Raw genomic sequence first — 24,879 nt, 5'->3', positions numbered from 1 at the left:
ATAAAGCCGCCCTGATAAGGCGGCTCTTTACTTTATCATTGCGGCATCATATGAGTGCTGATAGCTACCCTGTTCCATGAGTTGATAGCAATAGCAGCAAGCACGACCTGAGCCAGGTAGTCTGCTCCCAGCAGTTCTGCAGCCCTGTTATAAGTATCATCAGATACGCGGTGCTGGATAAGGGTCACTTCTTCCGTCAACGCAAGAACGGCCCTTTCTTCTTCTGTGAAGAATGGCGTTTCACGCCAGGCATTCAGTGCATAGATACGCTGCTCCGTTTCACCGTCTTTACGGGCTTCCTTGGTATGCATATCAATGCAGAAAGCACATCCGTTTATCTGGGAGGCTCTTATCTTGATCAGGTGCAGATGTTTGTGGTCGAGAACCCCCTTCTTTATATGAGCTTCAAGGGGAAATAAGGCTTTGTATCCTTCCGGGTCTACTTCGTTGAGTTTGATTCTGCTGTTCATTTTGATTTGTTTTATGATCTCAAAGGTAGAAGAGAGAATCGTGAAGAAAGTTAATCAGGATTAAGAAACAGCAGTACAATTTAACATATAGGGAAGGCCTTTGATGACCCATTTAAAGGCCTTTCCCTTTTGCTTCCTTAATGGGGAACCGTATCTTTTGGCCAGTTGCTGGTGTCTTTTTTCATTTTGCTCTTCATCTTCTTATGATGCCAGGAAGTATCTTTACGGGGCACAGTATCCTGTTGAACAGTAGCGCTTCGGAAAGATATGGTATTTTTCGGCGGCTCCGGACGGATGGCTCCGGACTGAAGCCAGATAAACATGCCGATAACTATCAACCCAGGTATTGCAAGATACTTTTTCATGGTAATTGATATTTATTGAGTGAAAGAATAAACACCATATCGCGAAAATCCTGCATAAATTTCACCGGAGTTAACCTTTTTTGTAAGTGTATGAATGTAATATTATTACACTTCTGGTAATTCAAGAATTGAAGATTCTTTATATGTCACTGTTGCTTTAAAGCATTGAAAGGGGGAAAAAATTATACATTGCTGCTGCTCAGGATCTTCTCTGCTACTGCTTTTCCACTGCTGAATGCAGCCTCAACGGTACCCGGGCTTTTACCATTATACAGCGCTTCTCCGGCAAAATAAACAGTATCTGAAACAGGAGTGTTTAACACCTTCTGCGCCATCAGGAAACCAGGTGTTCCATAAGAATAAGCACCGTGAATATGTGGTATAGCTGTCCAGTTGAAAATATGATTGTCAGTCAGCTGCTCCCGCAAATAATCCGCAGAGACATTGAAGATAGCTGCCAGGGACGAAAAGCTCAGATCAAGTAACACATCATCGTCAGCATCTTTCAACGCCAGGGCAGGATGACCACCCAGCCAGCCGGTCAATGCAGGCATATCGTCAGGTAGCTGAGGCCACCAGGTGGGGATCTTTTCACTGCTGAGAATGAAGCCAATGTTTTCTGCTTTCTCCTGCCAGAAAGGATATCTGAATTTCAGGACTATCTTGATAACACTGCCCCATCCAATAACACGGGCAGCTTCCCCATAGGTATCAATAGCAGGAGAGAAGGCAATGGCGTCTTCCTGTAAAACAGGTAGTGGTACTGTAACTATAACTTTACTTCCCCTGAAGGTCTGACTGGCTGTCATAACCACAACATTGCCTGCTTGCCAGGTTATATGTTTAACACATTGATTGGTGCGGATATCCAGTCCCTTTGCCAGGAAATCTACCAGTGCACTGTATCCTTTCTCTATCCTGAGGTTATCTTCAGATTCGTTTGTCCATTCCTGGTAAAGAAATTTGATACCTGCTTTTTCAGTATCCGCCAGGTCAAATCCCTGTGCAAATGCCTTTGCATGCTCCCTTAGAGCAGCATTACCGGGCAGAGGATAATATTTATCAAGGAATGCCTGCAGGGGCATATCCTGCTCTTCATCTCCCATTTTCTCCAGCAGGCTGTTCCAGCCTTCATCCATCTCTTCCTCCTGTGTCCATTGGCCATCTTCTACCTGGTACATTTCACCTTCCACAGGATAATACTTCAACCCCGCTTCGTGTAATAAAGAAAGTGTCAGCGGCAGATGGCCGTGCACAAACTCAGCGCCTGCTTCAATATATCCGCCGTCCATGTCCTGGATGGTACACATCCTTCCGCCGGGAGTATTGCCTGCTTCCAGTATGGTAACACTGTATTGTGAAGATAATGTCCTTGCTGCCATAAGACCGGCAGCACCCGCACCTATAACGATGATCTGCTCCTTTGCCATTGTAGTTTACTTTCTTAGCACCTTCTCCACTTCGAAGAGACGTCTTCTCAGTTCAGAAAGCTCCGTTTCCAGCAGATCTACTTTTTCACTCAGCAGATACTGATGGTAATCAGGAATAATAGATAATTCCCGCAATTTCGGGAAAAGATCATTCTTAAAGAAAGTCAGCCCCATCGATTCTCCTGCAAATTCATGCGCTGTTTTAGTGAGATGGTTATAGAGACAGTAACGAAGGCCGTGGGAGTTATAAGTCCACGGACTGATATACAACAACTCCCAGTTGCCTATACGAAGTAATTGTTCTTCTCCCTGGGTATTTACAAACTGATAGACCGTAGAGTCCACATATCCATTGGGTTTGAGGGTATCCGTTGCTTTAAGGATATAGGAATATTCCGGCAGTAATGAGATAGATTCGAGATTGTGTAACGGGCTATTGCTCCCATCTCTGAATATTGCATAAAATCTGACCATAGTTTTCCATCTGTTTGAATATTCAATTCACATGCGCAGTTGTAGGCCTTGGCATAGCGGTATGAATATACTGTAATTAATATTAAAACCGGCGGTTAAATATAAAAAACAATCAGCTAAGGGTCAATAGTTTATTGCCTCCGTATAAGATATATTGATTTAAATTAAAATGATTCTGCCTTAAAGACCACTAATACAATGAATATGAACAATCTTCCTTTTTTTATCCACCGTCGCCGCTTTCAAGCCTCCTTAAGCAGAAAGATAAACAGAAACCTTCCTCTCTTTTGCCGCTCATAATTATTACCCTACTTGTTTAGTAGATTTTTATAGATTTGCCACGCAAACTGAAAACTATGAATCAACAGTTCCGTAAGATATTCCTATTAGGCACCGCCATACTTTGCAGTATACTGGCCCAGGCACAGCAATCAAAGCCCAATATCATTTTCATCCTTGCAGACGATCTGGGATACGGCAACCTGGCATCCTATAACAGCAAAAGCCCTGTAGCAACTCCAAATATAGACCAGCTGGGGAAAGAAGGTATCCGCTTCACTGACTTTTATTCCGGTACAACAGTATGCGCCCCTTCCCGGTGTGCCTTACTAACAGGCAAGCATATGGGACATGCTTACATCCGCGGGAATACACGCCTGCCTTTACGGGCGAAAGACAGCACCCTGGCGCAGCTGCTGCAACAGAGTGGATACCGCACAGGTATGTTCGGGAAATGGGGACTGGGAGAGGCGGGAACTACCGGCTCTCCTGAAATAAAAGGCTTTGACGAGTTCTTTGGTTACCTGAATCAGCGTCATGCGCACAATTATTATACAGATCATCTCTTTCAGGTAAAGAACGGGAAAATGAGGAGAGTGAAACGGGATAGTACTGTATACACCCAGGACGAGATCCTGGACCACGCCATGGGCTTTATCAGGGAGAACAGGAACAAACCTTTCTTCCTCTATCTGCCTTTCACCCTCCCGCATGCAGAACTGGCGCCACCGGCAAAAGATCTGCAGCCCTTCCTGAATGCAGACGGTAGCAGCAAACTGGGACCAGAAACCCCCTATCCACAGGGAGGAGGCTCTTATCGTAGCCAGCCAACCCCACATGCTGCTTTTGCGGCAATGGTGTCAAAACTGGACAGGAATGTTGGAGAGATAATGGCGCTGGTTAAACAACTGGGACTGGACGACAATACCTATATCTTCTTTACAAGCGATAATGGCCCGCATAAAGAAGGAGGAGGAGATCCGGTATACTTCGACAGTAACGGTCAGCTGAAAGGCCTGAAACGCGACCTGTACGAAGGCGGCATCAGGGTGCCACTGCTGGTCAGAGCGCCGGGAAAAGTGTCTGCCGGACAGGTCAGCAATATTCAGTGGGCTTTCTGGGATATTCTCCCTACATTTACAGACCTGGCTCAGACCCGTACTTTCCCCGGATTAGATGGCTTATCTTATCGCAGCGCGCTGAACGGTAAAGAACCTACGAAGAAGCATGATTATCTCTACTGGCAGTTCAATGAAGGATATATCCAGGAAGCAGTGCTACGCGGAAAATGGAAATTATTGCGTTTCAAACGCCAGGATACCCCAGCCCGTTTTGAGCTGTATGACCTTTCGGAAGACATCGGCGAGACTCATGATCTTGCTGCCAGCCATCCGGACATCGTGAAAGAATTGACGGGTATCATGCTGAAATCCAAATCGCCGGCAGAAAATCCTGAGTTTGACTGGTCGGCCACAGAGAAATAAACGACGTTATGATTCCCGTTTTCAGAAGAACAGCCAGACTGCTGATAGCACTGGCGCTTACAATTCCCGTATTACATACCAAAGGACAGGACCGCGCCTGGCCCGTTGTAAAAAAAGAGATGAGACCCTGGACCCGCTGGTGGTGGATGGGAAGCGCGGTAAATGAACAACAGCTTACGGATGCGCTGACGACTTACAGAACGGCGGGTTTCGGCGGAGTAGAAATAGCGCCTATTTACGGCGCCATCGGATACGAAAAACAATACGTACCATACCTGTCCTCCCGGTGGATACAGCTGTTACGTCATACCGTGACTGAAGCCGGTAAACTGGACATGGGGGTGGACCTGACCACAGGTACCGGCTGGCCTTTCGGAGGCCCCCAGGTTTCTGCTCCCTTTGCTGCCTCAAAGCTCGTTGTAAAGGAATATCATGCGCCCTTTACAGAAAAGATCAGAGTAAAAGAAGGTAAACAACCGGCAGCTGTATTACAATCCCTGACAGCCTATAACGGCAGCCAGGTATTGCAGCTGAAAGATAAAGTAGCACCTGATGGTACATTAAACTGGACACCGCCTCCGGGAAACTGGACCCTCTACGCCCTCTTTAACGGTAAAACCCGGCAGATGGTGAAACGCGCTGCTCCCGGCGGAGAAGGATTCACACTGGACCATCTGTCTATCGAAGCCTTGCATACCTACCTGGACCGCTTTGACGCGGCCTTTGGAAAGAAAGCTCCTGGCACAAGAGCTTTTTATAATGACAGCTATGAAGTATACGGCGCCGACTGGACAGAGAGCCTGCCAGCAGCATTTGCAAAGAACAGGGGATATGATCTTAGCCGCTATGCCAGGGAATTTACCGGGAACGACAATTCTGATACAGTGGCCAGGCTGAAATCTGACTACCGGGAAACCATGTCAGAATTACTATTGAACAATTTTACCCGGCCATGGACGGACTGGGCACACCACTATGGAGGGGTGTCTAAAAACCAGGCACATGGCTCTCCCGGCAATCTGCTTGACCTCTATGCCGCTGTAGATATCCCGGAATGTGAAACCTTTGGTTCTACCTACTTTCCTATTCCCGGACTGAGGCGTGACAGCGCAGATGTCAGGAATGTAGAGCCAGATCCCGTCATGCTGAAATTCGCTTCTTCAGCAGCGCATGTGGCAGGACATCCCCTGGTATCGTGCGAGACCTTTACATGGCTGACAGAACATTTCAAAACATCTCTTTCGCAATGCAAACCCGAAGTAGAGCAATGTTTCCTGGCAGGTGTCAATCATGTTTTCTATCACGGCACTACCTTTTCTCCCCCGGAAGTACCCTGGCCCGGATGGTTGTTCTATGCTTCAGTCAACTTTGTGCCATCCAATAGTTTCTGGCCGCATTTACCCGGTCTGAACAATTATATCACACGCGTACAATCAGTACTGCAATCCGGTTTACCTGATAATGAACTGCTGATCTACTGGCCCGTATATGACGTATGGAACACGCCGAAAGGAAGGGACATGCCGCTGAAAGTGCACGATATTGATGAGTGGCTGCATCCCACACCTTTTTATAAACAGGTAACAGGATTGCAGAAAGTGGGGTACTCGCTTGATTTTGTTTCAGACGATCTATTGTCCAAAGCAATTGTTGCCGGAGGAAAGATCAGTACAAACAGCAAAGCCGCTCCGTATAAAATACTGGTGGTGCCATCGGCAGAAATAATGCCTGTGGCTACGCTGGAACAGATACTGCAATTGGCCAGGCAGGGAGCTACCGTACTATTCCAGTCGCTGCCCAAAGATGTGCCCGGTCTTGGTCAGCTGGATGTACGCCGTAAAAAGCTGAAATCGCTGCTGGCATCCCTGCATTTCACAGGAACAGGTATCCGGGAAATGAAATTGGGTAAAGGAAAGCTGCTGCTTTCTGAAGATGTATCGGCCGCATTACAGCAAACAGGAATACAAAGAGAAAAGCTGACAGACAGCGGTTTGAAATTCATACGCCGCAAGGATGAGAAAGATACTTACTACTATCTTGTTAATCATACCCCGCAGACAATTGACGAAGAAACAAAGCTGAATGAGATAAATAAAACAGTAATACTGTTAGATCCGCAGACAGGGCTGGCAGGGAAAGGAACTACAGGAAAGGATAATAACGTCAGGGTACAGTTGCAACCAGGAGAAGCAGTTATATTGAAATGTACCGCTAATGCTGTTGATCTGCCGGATTGGAAATACCTTCGAAATACTCAGATCGGCGACTCAATTGAAATTAATAAATGGCAGCTCCAATTCAGTAACGGAGGGCCGTTTATACCGGCGCCGGTACAACTGGCATCGCTGGCCAGCTGGACTTCCCTGCAGGATACGGCAGCACAATCCTTTTCCGGTACAGGTGTATACACTGCGTCCTTTGAATTGCCTGTGCAGAAGGTGAGCGAATATGTGCTTGATCTGGGAATTGTACATGAAAGTGCAAGAGTGTGGATCAATGGGCAGGATGCTGGCATTTTATGGAGTATCCCTTTCCGGTTGAGAATAGGGAAGTGGTTGCGTTTGGGAGAAAATACCATCCGTATTGAAGTAGCAAATCTTATGGCTAACAGGATACGGTATATGGACCAGCATAAGATTCCCTGGCGGCGTTATCATGAGATCAATTTCGTGAACATCAACTATAAGGATTTTGATGCTTCCGGCTGGAAGGTACAACCCTCCGGACTTGAAGGACCTGTTCGCATTATTCCTTACAATTAAAGATTTGAAATAACAGTAAACTCATCTATTGCTAACACAAAAGTTTTCTGTAACAGGTAAAACTTTTTTGGATAAAAATTTGTAATTTCAATCTTCACCAAAGAAAAGGAGGTATTCATGCAATCTACAGAATATTCATGGAAACCTTCGGTTAGTATCGCCTAACCGGGTTGCTCCATCAAAAATATCTGGTGACGCTCAGGCGTCTATACCCTTCCGGCCTGACCGGAAGGGTTTTTCGTTGATCTGGAGTTTTTTATCGGAATTTCACGGCATCGTACAATATAACTTCTTTTCATTCGTCCCCTCATATCAAGGTCTGAGACTTTAATTGTATATTTTTGTTCTTATATGAATAACGTAAAGCATCCCGCAGCCACAGGCGGGAAAAAGCCGGGACTAATGTCTTTGTTACGCCCATACAGAAGACAGGTGTTACTCCTGGTATTCCTGGCATTATTAAGTAATGGATTGAACCTGGTGCTGCCAGCACTCATCTCCAAAGGAATTGACGCTTATGGTAACGGTACATTGGTAATGAAGACCCTGTTGCTGGAATTCTCCCTGGCAGCCGGTTTCATCTTTATCTTTACTTACCTGCAAAGCCTTATCCAGGTCCATATTTCCGAAAAAGTGGCCAGGGAAACCCGTACTACTCTTGCCGCACGCATTTCCCGGCAGGATTATACCTACATACAAAAGGCTAATCCTTCAAAGCTGCTCACTAACCTGACCAGCGATGTAGATAATATAAAACTGTTTGTATCACAGGCAATTGTATCTATCGTTTCCTCCGCAGTTATGATAATAGGCGCCAGCGCATTGCTGCTCAGCATTGACTGGAAGCTGGGCCTGATCGTGATCTGCATCGTACCCGTTATTGGGTTCGCCTTCTTTACCGTACTGAACAAAGTGAAGGTGCTGTTTAAGAAAGGAAGAGAAGTAGTAGATAAGTTGAATAAAACGATCAATGAGAACATTACCGGCGCTGCATTGGTGAGAGTGCTGAACGCACAACAGCGGGAATATGACAGGTTCATTGCCCCCAACGGAGAATCCAGGTCATTAGGTATCGCCATTGTACGGCTTTTTGCCAGTCTTATACCCGTTATCACCTTTATGGCTGGTGTGGCAGTGCTTTCGACATTGTTGCTGGGCGGTCATTTTGTGATCAAAGGAGAGATGTCTATCGGTAACATAGCGGCTTTCAACAGTTACATAGCCCTATTGATCTTTCCTATTATCGTGATCGGTTTCATGAGTAATATAATAGCACAGGCTACTACCTCATATGGCCGTATCAGCGAAGTGCTGAATGCACCGGAGAAGGAAGATGAAGGTACGGTAACCAAAACCCTGGATGGCAGCGTCAGCGTACAGGGCATCAATATGCAGCTGGGCGGAAAGCCTGTGCTCAAAGATGTGTCATTTGCCGTAAAGGCAGGCACACGTACAGCTATTATTGGCCCAACAGCCGCGGGTAAGACGCAGCTGCTGAATGTGATCGTAGGGCTCCAGCCGCCGGATACAGGAACAATTCTCTACGACGGGACAGATGTAAATGAGTATAACAGGAATGCACTGCTACAACAGGTAGGACTGGTATTCCAGGATAGTATAGTCTTCAACATGAGCCTGCGGGAAAACATTGCCTTTAACGAAAAAGTAAGCGGGGAGTTGATGCAGCGGGCAATAGAAACGGCAGAGCTCAAAGAATTTATAGCCACATTGCCGGATGGACTGGAAACAGTTGTATCTGAGCGTGGCGCCAGCCTGAGTGGCGGACAGAAACAACGTATCATGCTGGCAAGAGCGCTGGCCATCAACCCCAGGGTATTGCTCCTGGACGATTTCACCGCCCGTGTAGATGCTAATACAGAACAGCGTATACTTGAAAACGTGCAGGAGAATTACCCGGATATTACGCTGATCTCCGTTACACAAAAGATAGATGCCGTAAGGCATTTTGACCAGATAATCCTGCTGATGGATGGTGAGCTGGTAGCCTCCGGTACACATGATGAACTGATGCAGACATGCCCTGAGTACGTACAGATCTTCAATTCCCAACGTAGCACAAGCAATTATGAATTACAACCTGAACAATAATACAACAAACCGGCCCAAACGTACTACGGGACAGGCGCTCCGCAGGCTGATCACTTACATAAGCGGGGAGCACCGCCGCCTGGCAGGGATCTTCCTGATCATGATAGTCAGTAACATCCTGTCACTGACAGTACCTTTTGTAATAGGATATACGATAGACACATATGTACAGACCAGGCAGTTCTCCGGCATTCTGCGGTTTTCCGGTATCCTGCTTATCATGTACCTGCTGAACCTGGGCTTCAGCTACTGGCAGACTTTATTGATGGGAGGCGTCGGACAGCGCATGCTGTACAACCTGAGGAACGCTGTTTTCGTGAAACTGCAGGAACTGCCCGTGGCATTCTTTAACCAGAATAAAACAGGAGATCTCATTTCCCGCATCAACAGTGATACAGAGAAGATGAACCAGTTCTTCTCACAATCGCTCGTACAATTTGCCAGCAGCATTATGACCATGATAGGCGCCGGTATCTTCCTGCTGTCTATCAACATTAAACTGGGAACAGCCACATTGATACCCGGCCTGATACTGTTGTTGTTTACCCGTGCCGTATCCCCGTGGATCAGGCGCAGGAATGCAGCCAGCATGAAGAGCATAGGAGGACTGAGTGCAGAGATACAGGAAAGCCTGAGCAATTTTAAAGTGATCATTGCTTTTAACAGGAGAGATTACTTCAGGAAGAAGTTCAATACTGTGAATGAGAGCAACTACCAGGCAGCTGTTGACGCAGGAATAGCAAACAACATTTTTACGCCGGTATACAGCCTTTGTTCCAACTTCGCCCAGCTGGCCGTTCTGGCCTATGGTATTTACCTGATCAGCATAGGAGAATTTTCTGTAGGGCTGCTGATCAGCTACCTGTCATATTCCATTCATTTCTACAACCCTATCCGCCAGCTGGCCGCGCTGTGGACTAACTTCCAGACTGCTATGGCAGGATGGGAGAGAATAGCCGAGATACTGGAACTGGAGTCAGATCTGAAAGTAATACCTGTTGCTCATACGGAAGAGAATGCTCCGCTAATGACCTTCCGCAATGTATACTTCCGTTATCCCGGCAGCAAGGATATACTGCGCGATATCAATTTCACAATGGAGCAGGGAAAGACATATGCGCTGGTAGGCCCGACCGGTGGTGGCAAAACAACAACGGCATCGCTGATAGCGCGGTTGTATGACCCGGTAGAAGGAGAGGTATTGCTGAATGGCAGGGATATCCGCTCTTACACACCGGAAGAACGTACACAGAAGATCGGCTTCATTTTACAGGAACCCTTTCTGTTCTCAGGCACTATTCAGGAGAACATTGTATATGGTAATGCCAGGTATGCCGGCTATAGCCGTGAACAGCTGGAAGTGGTAATGAAAGAAACAGGTCTGGACGTACTGATGGAGCGTTTTGAAAAAGGACTGGATACTTATATTTCTGCCGGAAATGATGGCATCAGTTTAGGACAGAAGCAGCTGATAGCTTTCATGAGGGCAGTGCTTCGTGATCCTGACCTGCTGGTGCTGGACGAAGCAACTGCCAATATTGATACGGTGACAGAAAAGCAACTGGAGGAAGTACTGCGTAAATTGCCCGCTCATACTACAAAGGTGATCATTGCACATCGTCTGAATACTATTGAGAGCGCAGATGAGATCTTCTTTGTGAACGGAGGAGAGATCATCCGCGCCGGTTCTTTCACGCATGCCATGAATATGCTGTTACAGCATGAACGCAGCACCTGAGTGCATGATCATCCGCCCAATCCGCTGAAGATACTGAAGATGATCACTCCCAGTACTATAAGGGTGATGAACACATACAGCCTGTCTTTCTCCATCGCAAACGCCAGTACGGAAAAGGCGATACGGGTAATAGGAGTTGCCAGCAGTACTACAACCGCCAGTTGTATGATAGCCATGCCATCCAGTCTGGCCACTCCTTCCAGGATGCCCGGCAGGTGCCTTACATATTCCGGGGCCCCTTTAAATTCATGATAGGCCGGCGTTCCACCGCCATGGCTAACCAGGTAAATGATCCCGCCTATCAGTGCTATAATACTGGATGTGAAGACTCCCCAGCGCAACTGCTGACCAATAAACATCTCTACGTCTCTTTCCTGCCAGAATGATTTGTTGAATAAGCTCTTCATCTGCATTATAATTTTCCGGTTAAACCATTATAGATCATTTCCAGCGCCAGCGATCCTATCACAATACAAAAGAGGATACGGAGCTTGCGGGTATTCATTCTCACCAGCAGCTTCGAGCCGCTGAATGCACCGGCCAGTACACCCAGTACAACTGGAAAGGCTATACCAGGATCTATATAACCACGCTGCAGGTAAACCACCGCACTGGCGGCTGCGGTAACACCTATCATAAAATTGCTGGTAGTGGTGGATACTTTAAAAGGAATGCGCATAATGTTATCCATAGCCAGCACTTTCAGCGCCCCTGAGCCAATGCCCAGCAGCCCGGATACAATACCCGCTACGGTCATCAGGGCATACCCCCCGCCAACTCCACGTACTTTGTAATCTACCTGCTTGCCGTCAACAGGATAAGAGCTGTTGAGCCGCATGATTCCCGCCAGTCTGCTACCTTCCGTTTCTGCATGCTCATGCTTTTTTCTAAGTGTCATAACGGCTGAGAAAAGCAGTACTATACCAAAGAGGATAGCTACTATATGTGTCGGAGTATATACTGCCAGCAGGGCGCCTACAATGGCGCCGGTGGTAGTGGCTATTTCCAGGAACATACCTATCCTGACATTAGTGATGCCTTCTTTGATGTAAGCTGCCGCTGCACCGGAAGAATTGGCAATGGACGCTACCAGGGAAGCGCCTACTGCATAACGGATATCTACATGAAAAACAAGTGTAAGCAAAGGAATGAGAACCACACCGCCCCCAAGACCTGTCAGTGAGCCCAGCATACCGGCCATAAAAGCCCCGGCCAGCAGGATGAGAGTGAATACTAAAATAGACATGATAGAAGTTTTAAAAATTATTCTTCAGGATAGCCCGTACCGTTTCCGCCGCCTGCTCCACCTGTTGCTCACGGATAGCTTGTAACAGGCGTACATGCAGTTCATGCGTTTGCAGGAACTGCTGGACATGGGGTTGTTCCCTGTTTTCGAAAGATTCGCGGATAGCACTGGTGAAGGTCTGGTAAAGGTCTGCCAGCACGCTGTTATGTGAGGCTTGTGCAATAGCCTGATGGAAACGGATGTCTGCATCCGCACAGGCTTCATAGCTGCCGGTATGTAAGGCTTCCCATCTTGCGTCAAGGGCCGTATTGATCAGCTGTAGGTCTTCTTCATCCCGATGCGCCGCTGCCAGCCGGGCTATCTCTACTTCCAGCAGACTGCGTACCTGGTTCACTTCCTGTTGGGCGGCACGGCGTAAGCGCTGGTTGAGTGTTTCCCCGCTATCGTCAGGCGCACATACAAACGTGCCTGCGCCCTGTTGTACTTTCAGGATACCTGCATTAGCAAGGGTTTTAATGGCTTCCCGGATGGTGGAACGCCCCACGCCGAACTGTTCCATCAGTACCGGTTCGGGGGGAATGAGGTCGCCAACTTTGTATTTACCCAGGGAAATATCCCTCTGGAGATCCAGGATGACTTTATCAGCGAGTTTTATTGCTTTTGCCATAAGTAAACGTCTGATGTTTTGTCAAAGGTATGATGTTTCCATTAAACATCAGATGTTTGATCGTCTTTTTTTAAAGAAAGTTGGCACAGTGCAAAAACTACATGACCTACACGCTGTGCAAAAATCCCCTAAGCTGCATGCAGTGCAAATCCCCCCGAAAAAATCGCTTTCACCGTAGGTGAAAGCGATTTTTTCGGCATAAAAAAAGCGTAGAGATCATCTCTACGCTTTATATAACTATTTGAATATCTTATTATTCATTATTCCGCAGTCGCCATAGCCTGAGCAGCTACTTTTTTATCAGCCAGCTTATTACTGTTCTTCACTTTATCAGGCACTCCTCTGATATCCCATACAATTCCGAAAAACCCAAGTGTCCGGAGAATATAATAGGTAATATCAATTTCCCACCAGTAAAAACCCTGACGGGTAGCACTCTGGTAGTAGTGGTGGTTATTATGCCATCCTTCACCCAGTGTAACCAGGGCCAGGATAAGACTGTTCTTGGAAAAATCCCCTGTTTCATAACGGGGCTTACCCCATTTGTGCATGAGGGAATTGATAGTGAATGTACCATGATACAGGAGGATGGTACTCAGGAAGAAACCGATCCACAGGGTAGAGAGACCGGCGCTCCAGTCAAACCAGCCGGCGCCATTCACCTTGTTACCAACAAAGTAGCAGGCTACCATCAACACTAATCCAGGTACAAAGTGATATTTATTCAGCCAGAACAACTCAGGCTGTTTGAAATCTTTTACCAGGTCATAGCGGGTAGGTTTGTATTCAGGACCCATGATCCAGCCCATGTGTGCATACCAGAACCCATAAATATTAGCTGAGTGCGGATCTTCAGGAGTATCACTATGCTTATGATGGATACGGTGATTGGCACCCCACCATAAAACACCTTTCTGCAGGCTGCTCTGTGCGCCACCTGCCAGTATAAACTGGAAAAACCGGGACGTTTTGAACGTACGGTGGGAGAAATAACGGTGATAGCCACCAGTTACAAAGAACATGCGTACTACGTACAGCGAGGCACACAAAATCCAGTCAAATGCTGTTACGTGGGTAAAAAAAGCCAGAAATGGTAATAGATGCATCCCCAGAAAATCGAACTGACGCCACCAGTTGGGACCCTTCCTAAGTTGTTTTTCAGAATTCATCTTGCAAAAATATCCCTAATCCGGACAATAAACAATGATCAATATCAGTGAATCTGTTTTTTAACACAGCTCTTACATTGACCCGCCACCCTACAGATGAGCAGGAAAGAGGAAAAAGGGCATAAAAATTGACGGTAAAGCGCCATTATTCCAGTTATAAAAATAACAAAGGAATAATGGACATTGGTTTTTGCATGTGGGACCGTCCTGTTTTTTAGCAGGGCGGTCTTTTTTTTACTATTTTTAGCGCTTTACAATTTCACAGCTATGAAAATATTAACCTGTACTACGCCCGGTAATTTTGATTATGGAGAGAAAGAGATGCCTGCAACAGCAAAGGACCATGCCATTATCAGGATCAGGCGTATCGGAATATGTGGTACTGACCTGCATGCGTTTGAAGGCACGCAGCCCTATTTTTCCTATCCCCGCATCCTGGGACATGAGCTGGCGGGAGAACTGGTATCTGCTGATAATGCACCGGGATTTACAATAGGAGAGGCCGTAACTTTTATCCCTTATTTTAATTGTGGCACCTGTATTGCCTGTCGCTCAGGCAAACCTAATTGCTGTACAAATATCAGGGTATGTGGCGTACATATTGACGGCGGCATGGCAGAATACCTGTCCGTGCCTTCAGGATCGCTCGTTCATGGCGACGGACTGGGAATGGATGCACTGGCATTGGTTGAACCGCTGGCCATCGGTGCGCATGGAGTACGCAGGGCAGGAGTAATGCCGGGAGAGTTTGTACTGGTAATAGGCGCCGGACCTATTGGCCTCGGCATCATGGAATTTGCACGGATAGCAGGAGCACAGGTAATAGCAATGGATATTAACCAGGGACGCCTTGATTTCTGTAAAGACAAGCTGAAAGTGGCTCATACCGTCAACGCAGGTACGGAAGATGTAACGGCTGCACTGATGAAGATCACCGGCAACGATATGCCCACTGTCGTTATAGATGCCACCGGCAGCCGGCAGGCCATTAATAATGGCTTCATGTATATGGCGCATGGGGCACGTTATGTGCTGGTAGGATTACAGAAAGGTGAGATATGTGTAAGTCATCCGGAATTTCACAAACGTGAAGCAACCCTGATGAGCAGCAGGAATGCTACACGGGAAGACTTCGAACATGTAGTGAACTGCATGAAGACAGGGAAGGTAGATCCTACTACTTATATTACCCACAGGGTAGGATTTGATGAGGTGAAAAGGGAATTTGACAGCTGGCTGGACCCCGCTAACGGAGTGATCAAGGCCATGGTGCATCTTGATTAGCAGAGGTTTTTTTCAGCAGGCGGCGGACTGAAAAATTAAATTTCATAAGTTGCGCTTTTTCAATAAGTTGTTTAAATTGGCTGCTTAAATCTACACCTCATGGACGAACTAATACAGGAATTAACGGCAGGAAAAGGCTCCAGGGTACAACATGCCCGTTATGGCCCGGGTGTGATCATCGGCGTAAAATATGCGCAATATGTGGTCACATTTATGGACCAGGGCATTCTGGAGATAGACAAAACTGATCCGTTGTTCGAGATCCTGCATGCAGAGAATAAAACAATAGAAGTAGAAACAGTTTCTGCTGTTGAAACATCCCTGCTTAAAATACTGCGTCTCTGGGGAGATATGAGCGAAGTGGTGCCTTTGGGCGACCGCTGGGAGGGAGGCAACATGCTGCTGCAGCCTAAAGACCCGGGATTAAAACCCAAAGAAATTCCCATCGAAGTTTTCTTTCATAAAATAGTAATGGTGAGAGACCGCCTCCGCGTTCTGGAACAGCAGATAAACAGCCATAAACTGCTGAGCGATGAGGATAAGATCAATATGCAGCAATATATTACCCGCATATATGGATCGCTGACCACTTTCAACGTGCTTTTCAAACAGAAAGAACACTGGTTTACAGGAGAGAAAGGAGCCAGAGAAGACTAAAATTTTTGCAACCACATGGCCTTAATTTTGTTATATTTAGATATACAACTGTTCTACCTAAATTATAATGCCATATGAAAGATTTCACACTAGACTTTGATCTGAAGGGCGACAACTATGTTGTAGTAGTACAACCTCATGAATCCAGGGGTATAGAGCACTATAAAGCAGTACTGGACGAAGAGCATTCAATTGACTACTTACTGCAGGGAAATGGTTTTCTGCAGCCCAACCCGGATTATGCAGCTGACCCACAACTGGTTAACGCAATTGCTACCCGTATTATGGAAGTGGTGCATATAGGGGACCGTGGAAACAGCGCTACATCTTATCCATGATAAAAAAGTTGTTCTCAGTTTCATAGTCACACTGTCACGCTGGTCTCACTTTTTATTGTTGAGAGTTACTGTAGTACAGATAAGCCCACTACAGCGATCTATCTGTTAGCTTTCCTTAGCCTTATTTATAATAACCGGGTTACCTAACCTTACAGGATAGGTACAGGTATGTTATTTGACATGAGCAACTATTTATTGGGGATTGTTGACTCCGGCAAATGAGCTTACAACAGGGTATAAGGGAGATCTATGTTAAAGACGGCTCCCTTATTTTCCCGGGATTCCACAAAAATGCTTCCCCCATGTTCCTCCACCAGTTGTTTACAGATATGTAATCCCAATCCGTTGGATGGTTCCTCGTTCAGTCCTGGCCGGCCGGAAGGCGTGAACCTGTCAAAGAGAGCTGGTTGCATATCCTGGGGAATACCAATACCGGTATCTGATACGAATATACGTATACCACCCCGGTGAGTATGCAGGCCAAGGGTAATGCGTCCGTCTGCCGGTGTGAATTTCACCGCATTATGAAGCAGGTTGTCTACCACCCGCTGCAGTTTACTGGTATGGATATGCGCTTTCAGTTCCTGTTGGGGAAGTTCCAGCATAACATTCCTGCCAAAGCCATTTTGTTTTATCCAGCTGGCCCGTACTGTTTCCAGCCACGCGTTCAGCGAAACATAATCTGTCTGCAGTTTATCCGGTTCCCTGCGCTTTGCAGCAGCCAGTAATTCCTCAATGATATGGTCGGCAGTATGGCAGGCATCCCTGATCCAGGTAAGGTATTTGTCCTCCTGTTCTTTTGTATAGGGATATTCCTCCATCAGATGAATAATGGTGCGTATACCGGAGATCGGATTCCGCAGATCGTGGGCCACAATCCCCAGTATTTCTGTCTTCAGAAGGTTAGCCTGCGCTATTTCCCTGTTTTTATCCCCGATGGTCCTGATCTTAATAAAATAATTGGCGTGATAGGAATACAGTAACCGGGAAACGAACAGAAATGCGGTGATGATTAGCCAGAAAGATATATAATTGAGTGAACGTGTTTCCGGATCTACCTGGAAAATGTGAAAGAAAAGCAAAAAAACAGTGATGGATATCCCGCTTATAAGCAACAGCTGACCCAGCGAAAAAACAAGCAATACAGCTATGCCCAGCGTGCCGATGAGTAGCATGGTCATGGTATTGGCAGGATTATGCTGTGCTACAAAAGTGAGCGCCATACAGCTGCCTATAAAGAACAGGGCATACAACAGGCAAATAAAATGGTATTGATTTTGCAGCAAAGGAGATGCTTTTTTCCGGACTATATAGAGTAATACCGTAAAAAGAAAGGATCCTCCTATCATGCTATTATTAATCAGTTTGTATTCCCTGAATTGAAAAGGGGGTAACATTGCCTGGTAGGGTATGAACCATGACGCAACACGTATTGCAATCACAATTAGCAGGACAATAAATGCCATGTAAGCCGTGACTTTCAGATTTTGTGGCCTGATATGTTTGTAAAACTCCTCCTTGTATATAGGTTCAACAGGAGAGAACAGGTATAGTTTCATTGGCCCCGTAAAGATATCCGGTTTTATTCAGACTTACTAGATCCATATCCGTCCGTTATTCCCTCCCTGTGAGCGAGTCAGAAACTTTAGAGAAAAAACCTAATAAAAGCCATTATGCAGTACATTACTTTGGAACATCCAACAGATGTTGTACAACACCTTATCGAAGTTGTGGGAAAAAATAAAGTCAAGGAGATCCGGTTTGGTTATCGCCTGGAAAATGAAGAGCCAGCTATCAAGTTTAAAATATGGTTACGTTTTCCCTATAATGTATTCGGTCGTAAACAGATCGAGGAGAAAGTGGGAGAAGAAATATCTCATCTTCGTCTGGGATCAGACCAGGTATCAAAACTGATCTTTCAGGTGCAATAAAGATGGGAAAAGAGAAAACAGGGGATAGAGGTTTTCATACCCCTGTTCTTTTATTATACCGATTTGGCAAATAAAGGTTTTAATGTATACCATGCCAGTGCAGGGAAAAAGTGCATTGGAATAGCTAAGCCGGGAAACAGTTCAGGTGGGGCCAGCTCATCTGCTGGCATCTGGAAACTGATAGGGCCTATGAGAGTTGCAAAAGTGATAATTGAAAAGAGAAGGTTAAAAACGATCTCTGTATATCCTTTCAGCACTTTGCTGAGTAAAAAGTAACCAAAGGCTGCTACTATTGTACCGATCAGAGAAGCGGCAAAAATGTTAACAGGCTTCACTATATTCAGGAACCCTTCCCCCAGGATCTCCACATACACTTTCTGATAGATATAACCTGCCAGGCCGGCCAGTACGCCGGAAACAACGCCGAGTATCAATAATTTCTTCAGCATATAAATAGTTTATTAATTATGCCTTGGTTACAGGTACAGCTACTGTTACCTTAATAACATCAGGTACGTCTCCGCCTGGTTTACCGATATGGTAATCGTTGCGGTTCACGTCAAATGTGCCGTTAAATGTAGCAGTGTTGCCTGCGCGTTTGAATGTAAAAGGAATAGTGAATTCCTTCTTAACACCATGGATCTCCAGATCGCCGGTCACCTGATAGCCAGCACCTGCTTTTACGATCTTTTTAGAAGTGTACTTGATCTGCGGGAATTTGGCAGCGTCAAACCACTCGTCGCTTTTGGCGTGTTTATTCTGTAATGCGTTACCTGTGTTGATAGAAGCAACATCTATGGTTACACTGAAGTTGGATGCGGCCAGGTTCTGCTCATCAAAGCTGATAGAGCCTTTGAAAGTCCTGAAAATACCGCCTACAGCAGTGCTGGAGAAAGCGATATTATATTTGCCGATATTCCATGCCGGCGCCACAACGGCGAAGGCAAACACTGCTGCCGTGAGCAGCAGTGTTGTTGAAAATATTACTAATTTTTTCATTGCCCGGATAAAACTTAGTCTTTAGTAAATTCACCGCTAGCTCTCAGGGTAACATCTTCACCCAGCATAGTAGCAGGCATTTCAGCACCGATACCGAAGTCCTTACGTTTGATAGTACCAGAGAAAGAGAAACCAGCAGTTTCTTTTTTGCTCATTGGGTTAGTAGCAGTACCATTGAAAACAACGTTGAAAGTAACTGGCTTGGTAACACCATGCAGGGTCAGGTCGCCGGAAACTTTGTAGTTCTTACCGCTTACTTTCTTGAAAGAAGAGCTCTTGAAGGTGATAGAAGGGAATTTCTCAGCATTGAAGAAATCAGGGCTTTTCAGATGTTTATCACGCATTTCGTTCTCAGTGTTCAGACTGTTCACGTCAGCAGATATTTCAAAAACCGCGTCAGAGAAATCAGCTTTTGAAGCAGTGATCTTACCTTCGAAAGCTTTGAAGTTACCTTCGCTGTCAGAAAGACCCATGTGCACTACGCTATATCCGATCTTTGAGTGAGCTTTGTCTACAGACCATGTTTGAGCAAAAGTTGTTGCTGAAAGGGCCATTAAGGACGCGATGATTGTGAGTTTTTTCATGTTTGCTATTGTTTTGAAAATTAAAATTATGTCTTTTTTTTGATAATATATGTTTCAACATATATTGTTGGGAAATTTCTTAACCTAGTTCAATATTTTGCGCTATCAACATTTGTTCACGGCCTTAAATATTTATGATAATTTTACTCCCGACGGAGAGCTACTTTCTTTTGGAAAGCCAAATTTAGAGGGAGTGCTACTTTTAACCAAGAGGTCTCCCCGTAGCTACTAACTTACCTTTAGGTAACTGACTTGTAAATCAAATTGTTACGATGGAAAATTTTTCCGGGAAATTTCAAATAAAGCAATATTATCTTATCAGGCATGCAAAAAAACAGCTGGCCGTAGGCCAGCTGAGAAAAGTTTTAATATAAGATCAGATTTATTTTATTACTAATCCTGCAAAACGTTGATAGAACAACGTTGGACTGTTTTCATTCTTCGGTTCATATTTTCCCGCAATAATTGGTACATAGATCACCCTGCGCCTGCTTTCCTCACCTACAATGGAAGATTGCGCCACCCGGTGCCAGAGACGGCCATCATGAACGGTCAGATCGCCTGCTTTGGGAGTGATAGCCAGCTCATTCTTATCCGGGTTATGATCAAAGAAATGTCTCTTTCTGAAAAGCATGCTTAAGACACCCTGTTTATGTGTGCCGGGTATGATCCTCAATCCGCCATTGCCCGGCTGCAGGGTACTCAGATGTATCCCTACGTTCAGCATTGGATTCAGCTTACCTCCTCCTATAAATATATCACGCAGGCCATCAACATGCCAGCCCATTTTGCTGAACTTACTTTCAGGTCCGTTTACATAGTGATTGAACACCATGCCATCCTTTTCATTTTCGCCGATACGCGCATCCGGCCCAATAAAGCCAAGAAGGGACTGCAGACGCTCCTCGCGAAGCAGGTTGGAAAGTACAGGCGTATGCTGGTTAATGAAAGCAAAACGCTGCACTATCTTCTCCCCGTTCAGGTCCTTACCATATTTAACCGGTACCCCATTTACTTTCTGTACATCTTCTGCTATCCATTTTTTCTGCACCTGCTCAGAGGCGTCAACGATCTCCTGGACTGAGTCAGGAGATAAAAAACCGGAGAAATGAATGAAACCGTGTTCTTCGAAGAAAGATTTTTGCTCTTCTGTGAGTGAATTACCCAGTGTGAACGTAGTGTAAGCTGTAGGCATAATTGCTAAGTTTTTTTAATGATCTACTTTATCAGATAATATTAAATAGGCCTCTGAGGCCGTGCCCGTGGACTGTGCCCGGAAAGAACCTAGCAACAACAATAGGGGCATCGTTTGCTGATGACGAAGGAAGATGACAGTAGTGTTTGTATGGCTGATTCAGTTGACATCTATTAGTCTACTTATTTTGTAGGGTAAATATAAGTCTATTTCCAATTTAGACAAAAAAAATAATGAGGAGATAACATGTTAGTTTGAAATAGGGGATTGCACCAGTCTGATTTTTAACCGGTACGCTTTCAGTGAGTAGTGCACCGGTTTGAATTTTTTAGCCGGCCTTGCTGTACATCGAAAAGAAATTCAAACTGATGCACAACTTTTCAGTAATAAATCCTGAGCGATCTATTTGTTTTTATACAGGTTTCCTGCAATCTTCTCAACCAGGTCCTTGGGAACCAGCCTTGTCATAAAAGAAGATATAGCGTTGAGCGGGCCGGGAATGATCTCTGCTTTCCCTTTAAAGAGCCCTTTCAGGGCAATAGCCGCCACTGCATCCGGTGTCATGCCAAACTTCTCTGCAGTAGCCTGAATAGCCTGCATACCGGCGCGTTCTATGAAATTGGTATTCACCGGCCCCGGACAGAGACAGGTGACAGTAACGCCTGTACCCTTTAATTCCTGCCTTATTCCCCTGGTAAAGAGCAGCATAAAGGCCTTGGATGCAGAATAAAGGCTCAGGGTACGTACCGCCTGGTAAGCGGCTGTGCTGGAAACATTCAGTATATAGGAACGGGCATGCTTTTGCAGTAAGGGCAGCATATAATGGCAAAGAGCCACAGGCGTCTGTGCATTTACCTGCACCATGTTCAGCTGGGCATCGAGCGATTGCTTTCCGAAATCTCCCCAGACAGCATATCCTGCATTATTAACCAGGACGGATACTTCATAATGGTTGTCTGTACACCATTTATATACCTGCCTGGCAGCATCCGGATGGGAGAGATCCAGCGCTAACCAGTTGACTGTCACTTTGAACTGTTCAGTAAGTTGTGTGGCTAATAATGATAACTCTTCCCCGGAACGGGCTACCAGCAGGAGATTATATTGTCTGGCAGCTAAACCTCCGGCCAGTGATTTGCCAATGCCTTTGCTGGCGCCTGTGATCAAAGCGTATGTCATGGCAGTAAGATAGAAGATAATTATATAAATGCAAAGCAGGTACGGAAAGACTGGAAACAGGAAGGGCGGTAAGAATACCGCCCTTAATTTTTTAACCATATCCTATGAAAAACCTATTCCAAAGATAATCGACCACTTTCCGCATGGATCTCTATTTTGGTAAAGGCTATATTTTTTCTGGTTAACGTGGTGAATTAAGACCCGTTAACAAAGTGTTAACACTTGCGTAATCGTTTAACATAACTGTTGATGTTTCCTTTTACCCCTGCTGGTGGCTGAATTAGTGTTATAACATTTAATCTTAATGAGGTAGTTTATCACGTATAGCGCCATATACCCAGGTACCCAATATAGCACTGAGCAACATAACCGTAGCCACGGTAAAACCTGCGCCTATCTGGGCAAAGATGGGACCGGGACACGCACCGGTCAGCGCCCAGCCAAAACCGAAAAGAAGCCCGCCAAAGATCTGGCCTTTATGGAAGGTTTTATTGCTGAAAGTAATGGGCTCCCCGTAAAGGGTTTTTATTTTCAATCGTTTGATTATCAGTACGGAAACAATACCTGTTAACACCGCTGATCCAATCACCCCGTACATATGAAAGGATTGCAGCCTGAACATTTCCTGTATACGGAACCAGGAAATAACCTCAGACTTTACCAGGAGTATTCCAAACCAGGCGCCGGCAAGGAAATAATGGAAGAACCGCCACCGGTTGCTTTTTATTAAGCTGCTATTGCTAACTGCATTAGAATCAATTGTTTCTATTTCGAAATCTGTATCATTGGAAATATGTTTCATCCAGCTTTTTTTAAAGTTGAAGAATAAAGGGAAGTACCAGGTTGGCCATAATAAAGCCACCGGCCATGAAACAACACGTGGCAACAAGCGAAGGCCATTGCAGGTTAGAAAGACCCATAATAGCATGACCGGAAGTACAGCCTCCGGCGTAACGGGTACCAAAGCCTATAAGGAAACCGCCCGCCACTATCAATATAAATCCCTTAAGGGTTAAGAGGGCTGGCCAGTTAAATAGCTGAATGGGAAGCAAACGCTCATAATCAGTAATACCATAACCGGAAAGCTCCCAGGCAAGGTTAGGATGTATGCTTACCGGGGCAGGGTTGGCCAGCAGGGTAGCAGCAATATATCCGCCTGAAAGTATACCTGCCGCAAAAAAGAGATTCCAGGATTCCTGTTTCCAGTTGTAGGAGAAGAAAGGAATACGCGCCGGAAAGCAGGCTGCACAGATATGACGAAGGTTGGAGGAAATACCAAAATGGCGGTTGCCAAGTAATAATAAGAGAGGTACGGTAAGGCCAATGAGTGGACCTGCTATATACCAGGGCCAGGGATTGGATAGATTGTTGATGAACATAAGATGAGTTATTAGAAGATTGGTTTGATCAATTTTGCCTGTTATATCTGGCTGACCGCAGGTCAACCTTCATCCCTGAGTAAAACTCAAACTGATGCACTACCCATTACATACAAATATATTTGGTTTGTGGCTGGTATGAAAATACATTAAAGCAAATATGTTGCAACACGTATTATTTATTATCTTTGATATATGAAGATTGAACAAGCTATTAATCAGCGTAAGTTTAAGGATGACTATCACAAGGTCATTGTAAACCTGTTGTTTACTGGTAACTGGTTGAGAGATGCACTGGGTGCTAACCTGAAAGAATATGACCTGCTTCCGCAGCACTATAATGCCTTGCGGATCATCAAAGGACGTCATCCTGAACCGGTTTCTGCCGGATGTATCAAGGAAGTGATGCTGGATAAGGCAAGCGATGTAACACGGCTGCTGGATAAGCTGGAGAAGCTGGATTATGTTCAGCGGAGACTGTGCCCGCACAATCGCCGTAAAATGGATATTAATATCACTCCCAAAGGATTGAAACTGCTGGAAGATGTGGAAATACTGATGGATAATTTCTACGATGACCTGGCCGAAAGAGTAACCGCAGAAGAAGCCTCAGTGCTGAGCGATCTGCTGGATAAGATACGGGGATAGTGAGAAAAGAATATCTTTGCCGGCATGCGTCATGTTTTTCACCTGTGTCTTCTTCTTCTTTTACTTCTTTGCGGCGGAGCTAAAGCCGGCGCGAAAGTAAATGATAGTGTCAGAAAGACATTTGTCTCGTGGCAGAAGTGGCAGGAAAGAAAGCAGGACCTTCCCGAAAGAACAATAGAAACACCTCATAACCAGGTTGTCACCCCCATTAAATCCGAAAGCCGTGACGGCGCCGGAACGTTCAGAGAATACTTTCTTCCCCGCATTCCTTTTTTTCTATGTAAAGTACAGGCATCACGTTTATTGCCGGATGTACATGCTATTATACGATCGCTTCTTTTTCCCCAGCACATTTTTTGGTAAGTAATTAAGCACAGAACATAGTTTTCTTCAGTTTGGCTGTCACAGACAGGCAAACCCACTATCTCAGTTTGTCCACCGAAGGCGGACAAGCAAAAAACGATTGGTACACTACCATTTTCAGGTATGATA

General features: G+C 45.5%; 26 protein-coding genes. 10 read left to right on the top strand and 16 right to left on the bottom strand.

All coding sequences use genetic code 11. The features are described 5' to 3' along the window. Window positions 1-35 precede the first annotated feature (35 nt). The 4 genes from GO493_RS28460 to GO493_RS28445 all read right to left on the bottom strand — a co-directional run bounded on the left by GO493_RS28460 (window position 36) and on the right by GO493_RS28445 (window position 2,739). Window positions 36-470 carry a carboxymuconolactone decarboxylase family protein gene (locus GO493_RS28460; protein WP_157309644.1) on the bottom strand — a complete coding sequence of 145 codons (435 nt, stop codon included), beginning with the start codon at window positions 468-470 and terminating at the stop codon, window positions 36-38. A 137-nt stretch (window positions 471-607) separates the two neighbouring features. After that, window positions 608-835 carry a hypothetical protein gene (locus tag GO493_RS28455; RefSeq protein ID WP_157309643.1) on the bottom strand — a complete coding sequence of 76 codons (228 nt, stop codon included), beginning with the start codon at window positions 833-835 and terminating at the stop codon, window positions 608-610. 182 nt (window positions 836-1,017) lie between these two features. After that, the gene (locus GO493_RS28450; protein WP_157309642.1) at window positions 1,018-2,265 is read right to left on the bottom strand and encodes a flavin monoamine oxidase family protein; all 1,248 of its coding nucleotides are present in this window, start codon (window positions 2,263-2,265) and stop codon (window positions 1,018-1,020) included. A gap of 6 nt (window positions 2,266-2,271) precedes the next feature. Beyond that, window positions 2,272-2,739 (bottom strand): hypothetical protein, encoded by a 468-nt coding sequence (locus GO493_RS28445; RefSeq protein ID WP_157309641.1) that lies wholly within the window; start codon window positions 2,737-2,739, stop codon window positions 2,272-2,274. 356 nt (window positions 2,740-3,095) lie between these two features. Here GO493_RS28445 and GO493_RS28440 point away from each other — a divergent pair, with 356 nt between their 5' ends. The 4 genes from GO493_RS28440 to GO493_RS28425 all read left to right on the top strand — a co-directional run bounded on the left by GO493_RS28440 (window position 3,096) and on the right by GO493_RS28425 (window position 11,111). After that, window positions 3,096-4,502 (top strand): arylsulfatase, encoded by a 1,407-nt coding sequence (locus GO493_RS28440; protein ID WP_157309640.1) that lies wholly within the window; start codon window positions 3,096-3,098, stop codon window positions 4,500-4,502. An 8-nt stretch (window positions 4,503-4,510) separates the two neighbouring features. Then, on the top strand, window positions 4,511-7,264 hold the full coding sequence (locus tag GO493_RS28435) for a glycosyl hydrolase (RefSeq protein WP_157309639.1): 2,754 nt from the start codon (window positions 4,511-4,513) through the stop codon (window positions 7,262-7,264). Window positions 7,265-7,615: 351 nt separating this feature from the next. Beyond that, a complete protein-coding gene (locus tag GO493_RS28430) occupies window positions 7,616-9,373 on the top strand; it encodes an ABC transporter ATP-binding protein (RefSeq protein WP_157309638.1) in 1,758 nt (585 codons plus the stop codon). After that, window positions 9,351-11,111: an ABC transporter ATP-binding protein gene (locus GO493_RS28425; protein ID WP_157309637.1), complete on the top strand. Its 1,761-nt coding sequence runs from the start codon at window positions 9,351-9,353 to the stop codon at window positions 11,109-11,111. The genes GO493_RS28430 and GO493_RS28425 overlap by 23 nt, the downstream gene beginning before the upstream one ends. Window positions 11,112-11,119: 8 nt before the next feature. Here the strand turns inward: GO493_RS28425 and GO493_RS28420 are convergent, their stop codons facing one another. The 4 genes from GO493_RS28420 to GO493_RS28405 all read right to left on the bottom strand — a co-directional run bounded on the left by GO493_RS28420 (window position 11,120) and on the right by GO493_RS28405 (window position 14,193). After that, complete coding sequence (locus tag GO493_RS28420) at window positions 11,120-11,518, bottom strand: DUF1634 domain-containing protein (protein ID WP_157309636.1); 399 nt, start codon at window positions 11,516-11,518, stop codon at window positions 11,120-11,122. Between the two features lie 5 nt (window positions 11,519-11,523). Then, the gene (locus GO493_RS28415) at window positions 11,524-12,357 is read right to left on the bottom strand and encodes a sulfite exporter TauE/SafE family protein (RefSeq protein WP_157309635.1); all 834 of its coding nucleotides are present in this window, start codon (window positions 12,355-12,357) and stop codon (window positions 11,524-11,526) included. 10 nt (window positions 12,358-12,367) lie between these two features. Continuing rightward, window positions 12,368-13,024 carry a FadR/GntR family transcriptional regulator gene (locus GO493_RS28410; protein ID WP_157309634.1) on the bottom strand — a complete coding sequence of 219 codons (657 nt, stop codon included), beginning with the start codon at window positions 13,022-13,024 and terminating at the stop codon, window positions 12,368-12,370. A gap of 260 nt (window positions 13,025-13,284) precedes the next feature. Then, complete coding sequence (locus GO493_RS28405; protein ID WP_157309633.1) at window positions 13,285-14,193, bottom strand: acyl-CoA desaturase; 909 nt, start codon at window positions 14,191-14,193, stop codon at window positions 13,285-13,287. A gap of 267 nt (window positions 14,194-14,460) precedes the next feature. On the opposite strand from GO493_RS28405, the gene GO493_RS28400 reads away from it, so the two are divergent. The 3 genes from GO493_RS28400 (at window position 14,461) to GO493_RS28390 (ending at window position 16,472) form a co-directional block, all read left to right on the top strand. After that, window positions 14,461-15,477 (top strand): zinc-binding alcohol dehydrogenase family protein, encoded by a 1,017-nt coding sequence (locus GO493_RS28400; protein ID WP_157309632.1) that lies wholly within the window; start codon window positions 14,461-14,463, stop codon window positions 15,475-15,477. A gap of 99 nt (window positions 15,478-15,576) precedes the next feature. Then, on the top strand, window positions 15,577-16,134 hold the full coding sequence (locus GO493_RS28395) for a hypothetical protein (RefSeq protein ID WP_157309631.1): 558 nt from the start codon (window positions 15,577-15,579) through the stop codon (window positions 16,132-16,134). Window positions 16,135-16,208: 74 nt separating this feature from the next. After that, window positions 16,209-16,472 (top strand): hypothetical protein, encoded by a 264-nt coding sequence (locus GO493_RS28390; RefSeq protein ID WP_157309630.1) that lies wholly within the window; start codon window positions 16,209-16,211, stop codon window positions 16,470-16,472. A gap of 224 nt (window positions 16,473-16,696) precedes the next feature. Here GO493_RS28390 and GO493_RS28385 read toward each other — a convergent pair whose 3' ends face one another. Next, a complete protein-coding gene (locus GO493_RS28385) occupies window positions 16,697-18,031 on the bottom strand; it encodes a sensor histidine kinase (RefSeq protein ID WP_157309629.1) in 1,335 nt (444 codons plus the stop codon). 114 nt (window positions 18,032-18,145) lie between these two features. Here GO493_RS28385 and GO493_RS28380 point away from each other — a divergent pair, with 114 nt between their 5' ends. Beyond that, window positions 18,146-18,403 carry a hypothetical protein gene (locus GO493_RS28380; protein ID WP_157309628.1) on the top strand — a complete coding sequence of 86 codons (258 nt, stop codon included), beginning with the start codon at window positions 18,146-18,148 and terminating at the stop codon, window positions 18,401-18,403. A 53-nt stretch (window positions 18,404-18,456) separates the two neighbouring features. On the opposite strand, the gene GO493_RS28375 is transcribed toward GO493_RS28380, so the two are convergent. From GO493_RS28375 to GO493_RS28345, 7 genes are all read right to left on the bottom strand, one after another. Then, window positions 18,457-18,852 carry a hypothetical protein gene (locus GO493_RS28375; RefSeq protein WP_157309627.1) on the bottom strand — a complete coding sequence of 132 codons (396 nt, stop codon included), beginning with the start codon at window positions 18,850-18,852 and terminating at the stop codon, window positions 18,457-18,459. Window positions 18,853-18,868: 16 nt separating this feature from the next. Beyond that, a complete protein-coding gene (locus GO493_RS28370; protein WP_157309626.1) occupies window positions 18,869-19,402 on the bottom strand; it encodes a YceI family protein in 534 nt (177 codons plus the stop codon). Window positions 19,403-19,416: 14 nt separating this feature from the next. Then, complete coding sequence (locus GO493_RS28365) at window positions 19,417-19,986, bottom strand: YceI family protein (protein WP_157309625.1); 570 nt, start codon at window positions 19,984-19,986, stop codon at window positions 19,417-19,419. A 382-nt stretch (window positions 19,987-20,368) separates the two neighbouring features. Continuing rightward, window positions 20,369-21,181 carry a phytanoyl-CoA dioxygenase family protein gene (locus GO493_RS28360; protein WP_157309624.1) on the bottom strand — a complete coding sequence of 271 codons (813 nt, stop codon included), beginning with the start codon at window positions 21,179-21,181 and terminating at the stop codon, window positions 20,369-20,371. A gap of 402 nt (window positions 21,182-21,583) precedes the next feature. After that, window positions 21,584-22,360, bottom strand: coding sequence for an SDR family NAD(P)-dependent oxidoreductase (locus tag GO493_RS28355; RefSeq protein ID WP_157309623.1), 777 nt, complete (start codon window positions 22,358-22,360; stop codon window positions 21,584-21,586). Window positions 22,361-22,661: 301 nt separating this feature from the next. Beyond that, complete coding sequence (locus GO493_RS28350) at window positions 22,662-23,162, bottom strand: DUF6691 family protein (RefSeq protein WP_157309622.1); 501 nt, start codon at window positions 23,160-23,162, stop codon at window positions 22,662-22,664. Between the two features lie 10 nt (window positions 23,163-23,172). Further along, window positions 23,173-23,739, bottom strand: coding sequence for a YeeE/YedE family protein (locus GO493_RS28345; protein ID WP_157309621.1), 567 nt, complete (start codon window positions 23,737-23,739; stop codon window positions 23,173-23,175). Window positions 23,740-23,934: 195 nt separating this feature from the next. Here GO493_RS28345 and GO493_RS28340 point away from each other — a divergent pair, with 195 nt between their 5' ends. Together GO493_RS28340 and GO493_RS28335 are read left to right on the top strand one after the other, a co-directional pair. After that, complete coding sequence (locus GO493_RS28340) at window positions 23,935-24,387, top strand: MarR family winged helix-turn-helix transcriptional regulator (protein WP_157309620.1); 453 nt, start codon at window positions 23,935-23,937, stop codon at window positions 24,385-24,387. A gap of 24 nt (window positions 24,388-24,411) precedes the next feature. Continuing rightward, a complete protein-coding gene (locus GO493_RS28335; protein WP_157309619.1) occupies window positions 24,412-24,750 on the top strand; it encodes a hypothetical protein in 339 nt (112 codons plus the stop codon). Window positions 24,751-24,879 lie beyond the last annotated feature (129 nt).

The organism is Chitinophaga tropicalis (genome assembly GCF_009758205.1).
Classification (GTDB): Bacteria; Bacteroidota; Bacteroidia; order Chitinophagales; family Chitinophagaceae; genus Chitinophaga; species Chitinophaga tropicalis.
The sequence above is the reverse complement of the archived record's forward strand: the minus strand, read 5'-3'. Positions and strand labels throughout refer to the sequence as shown.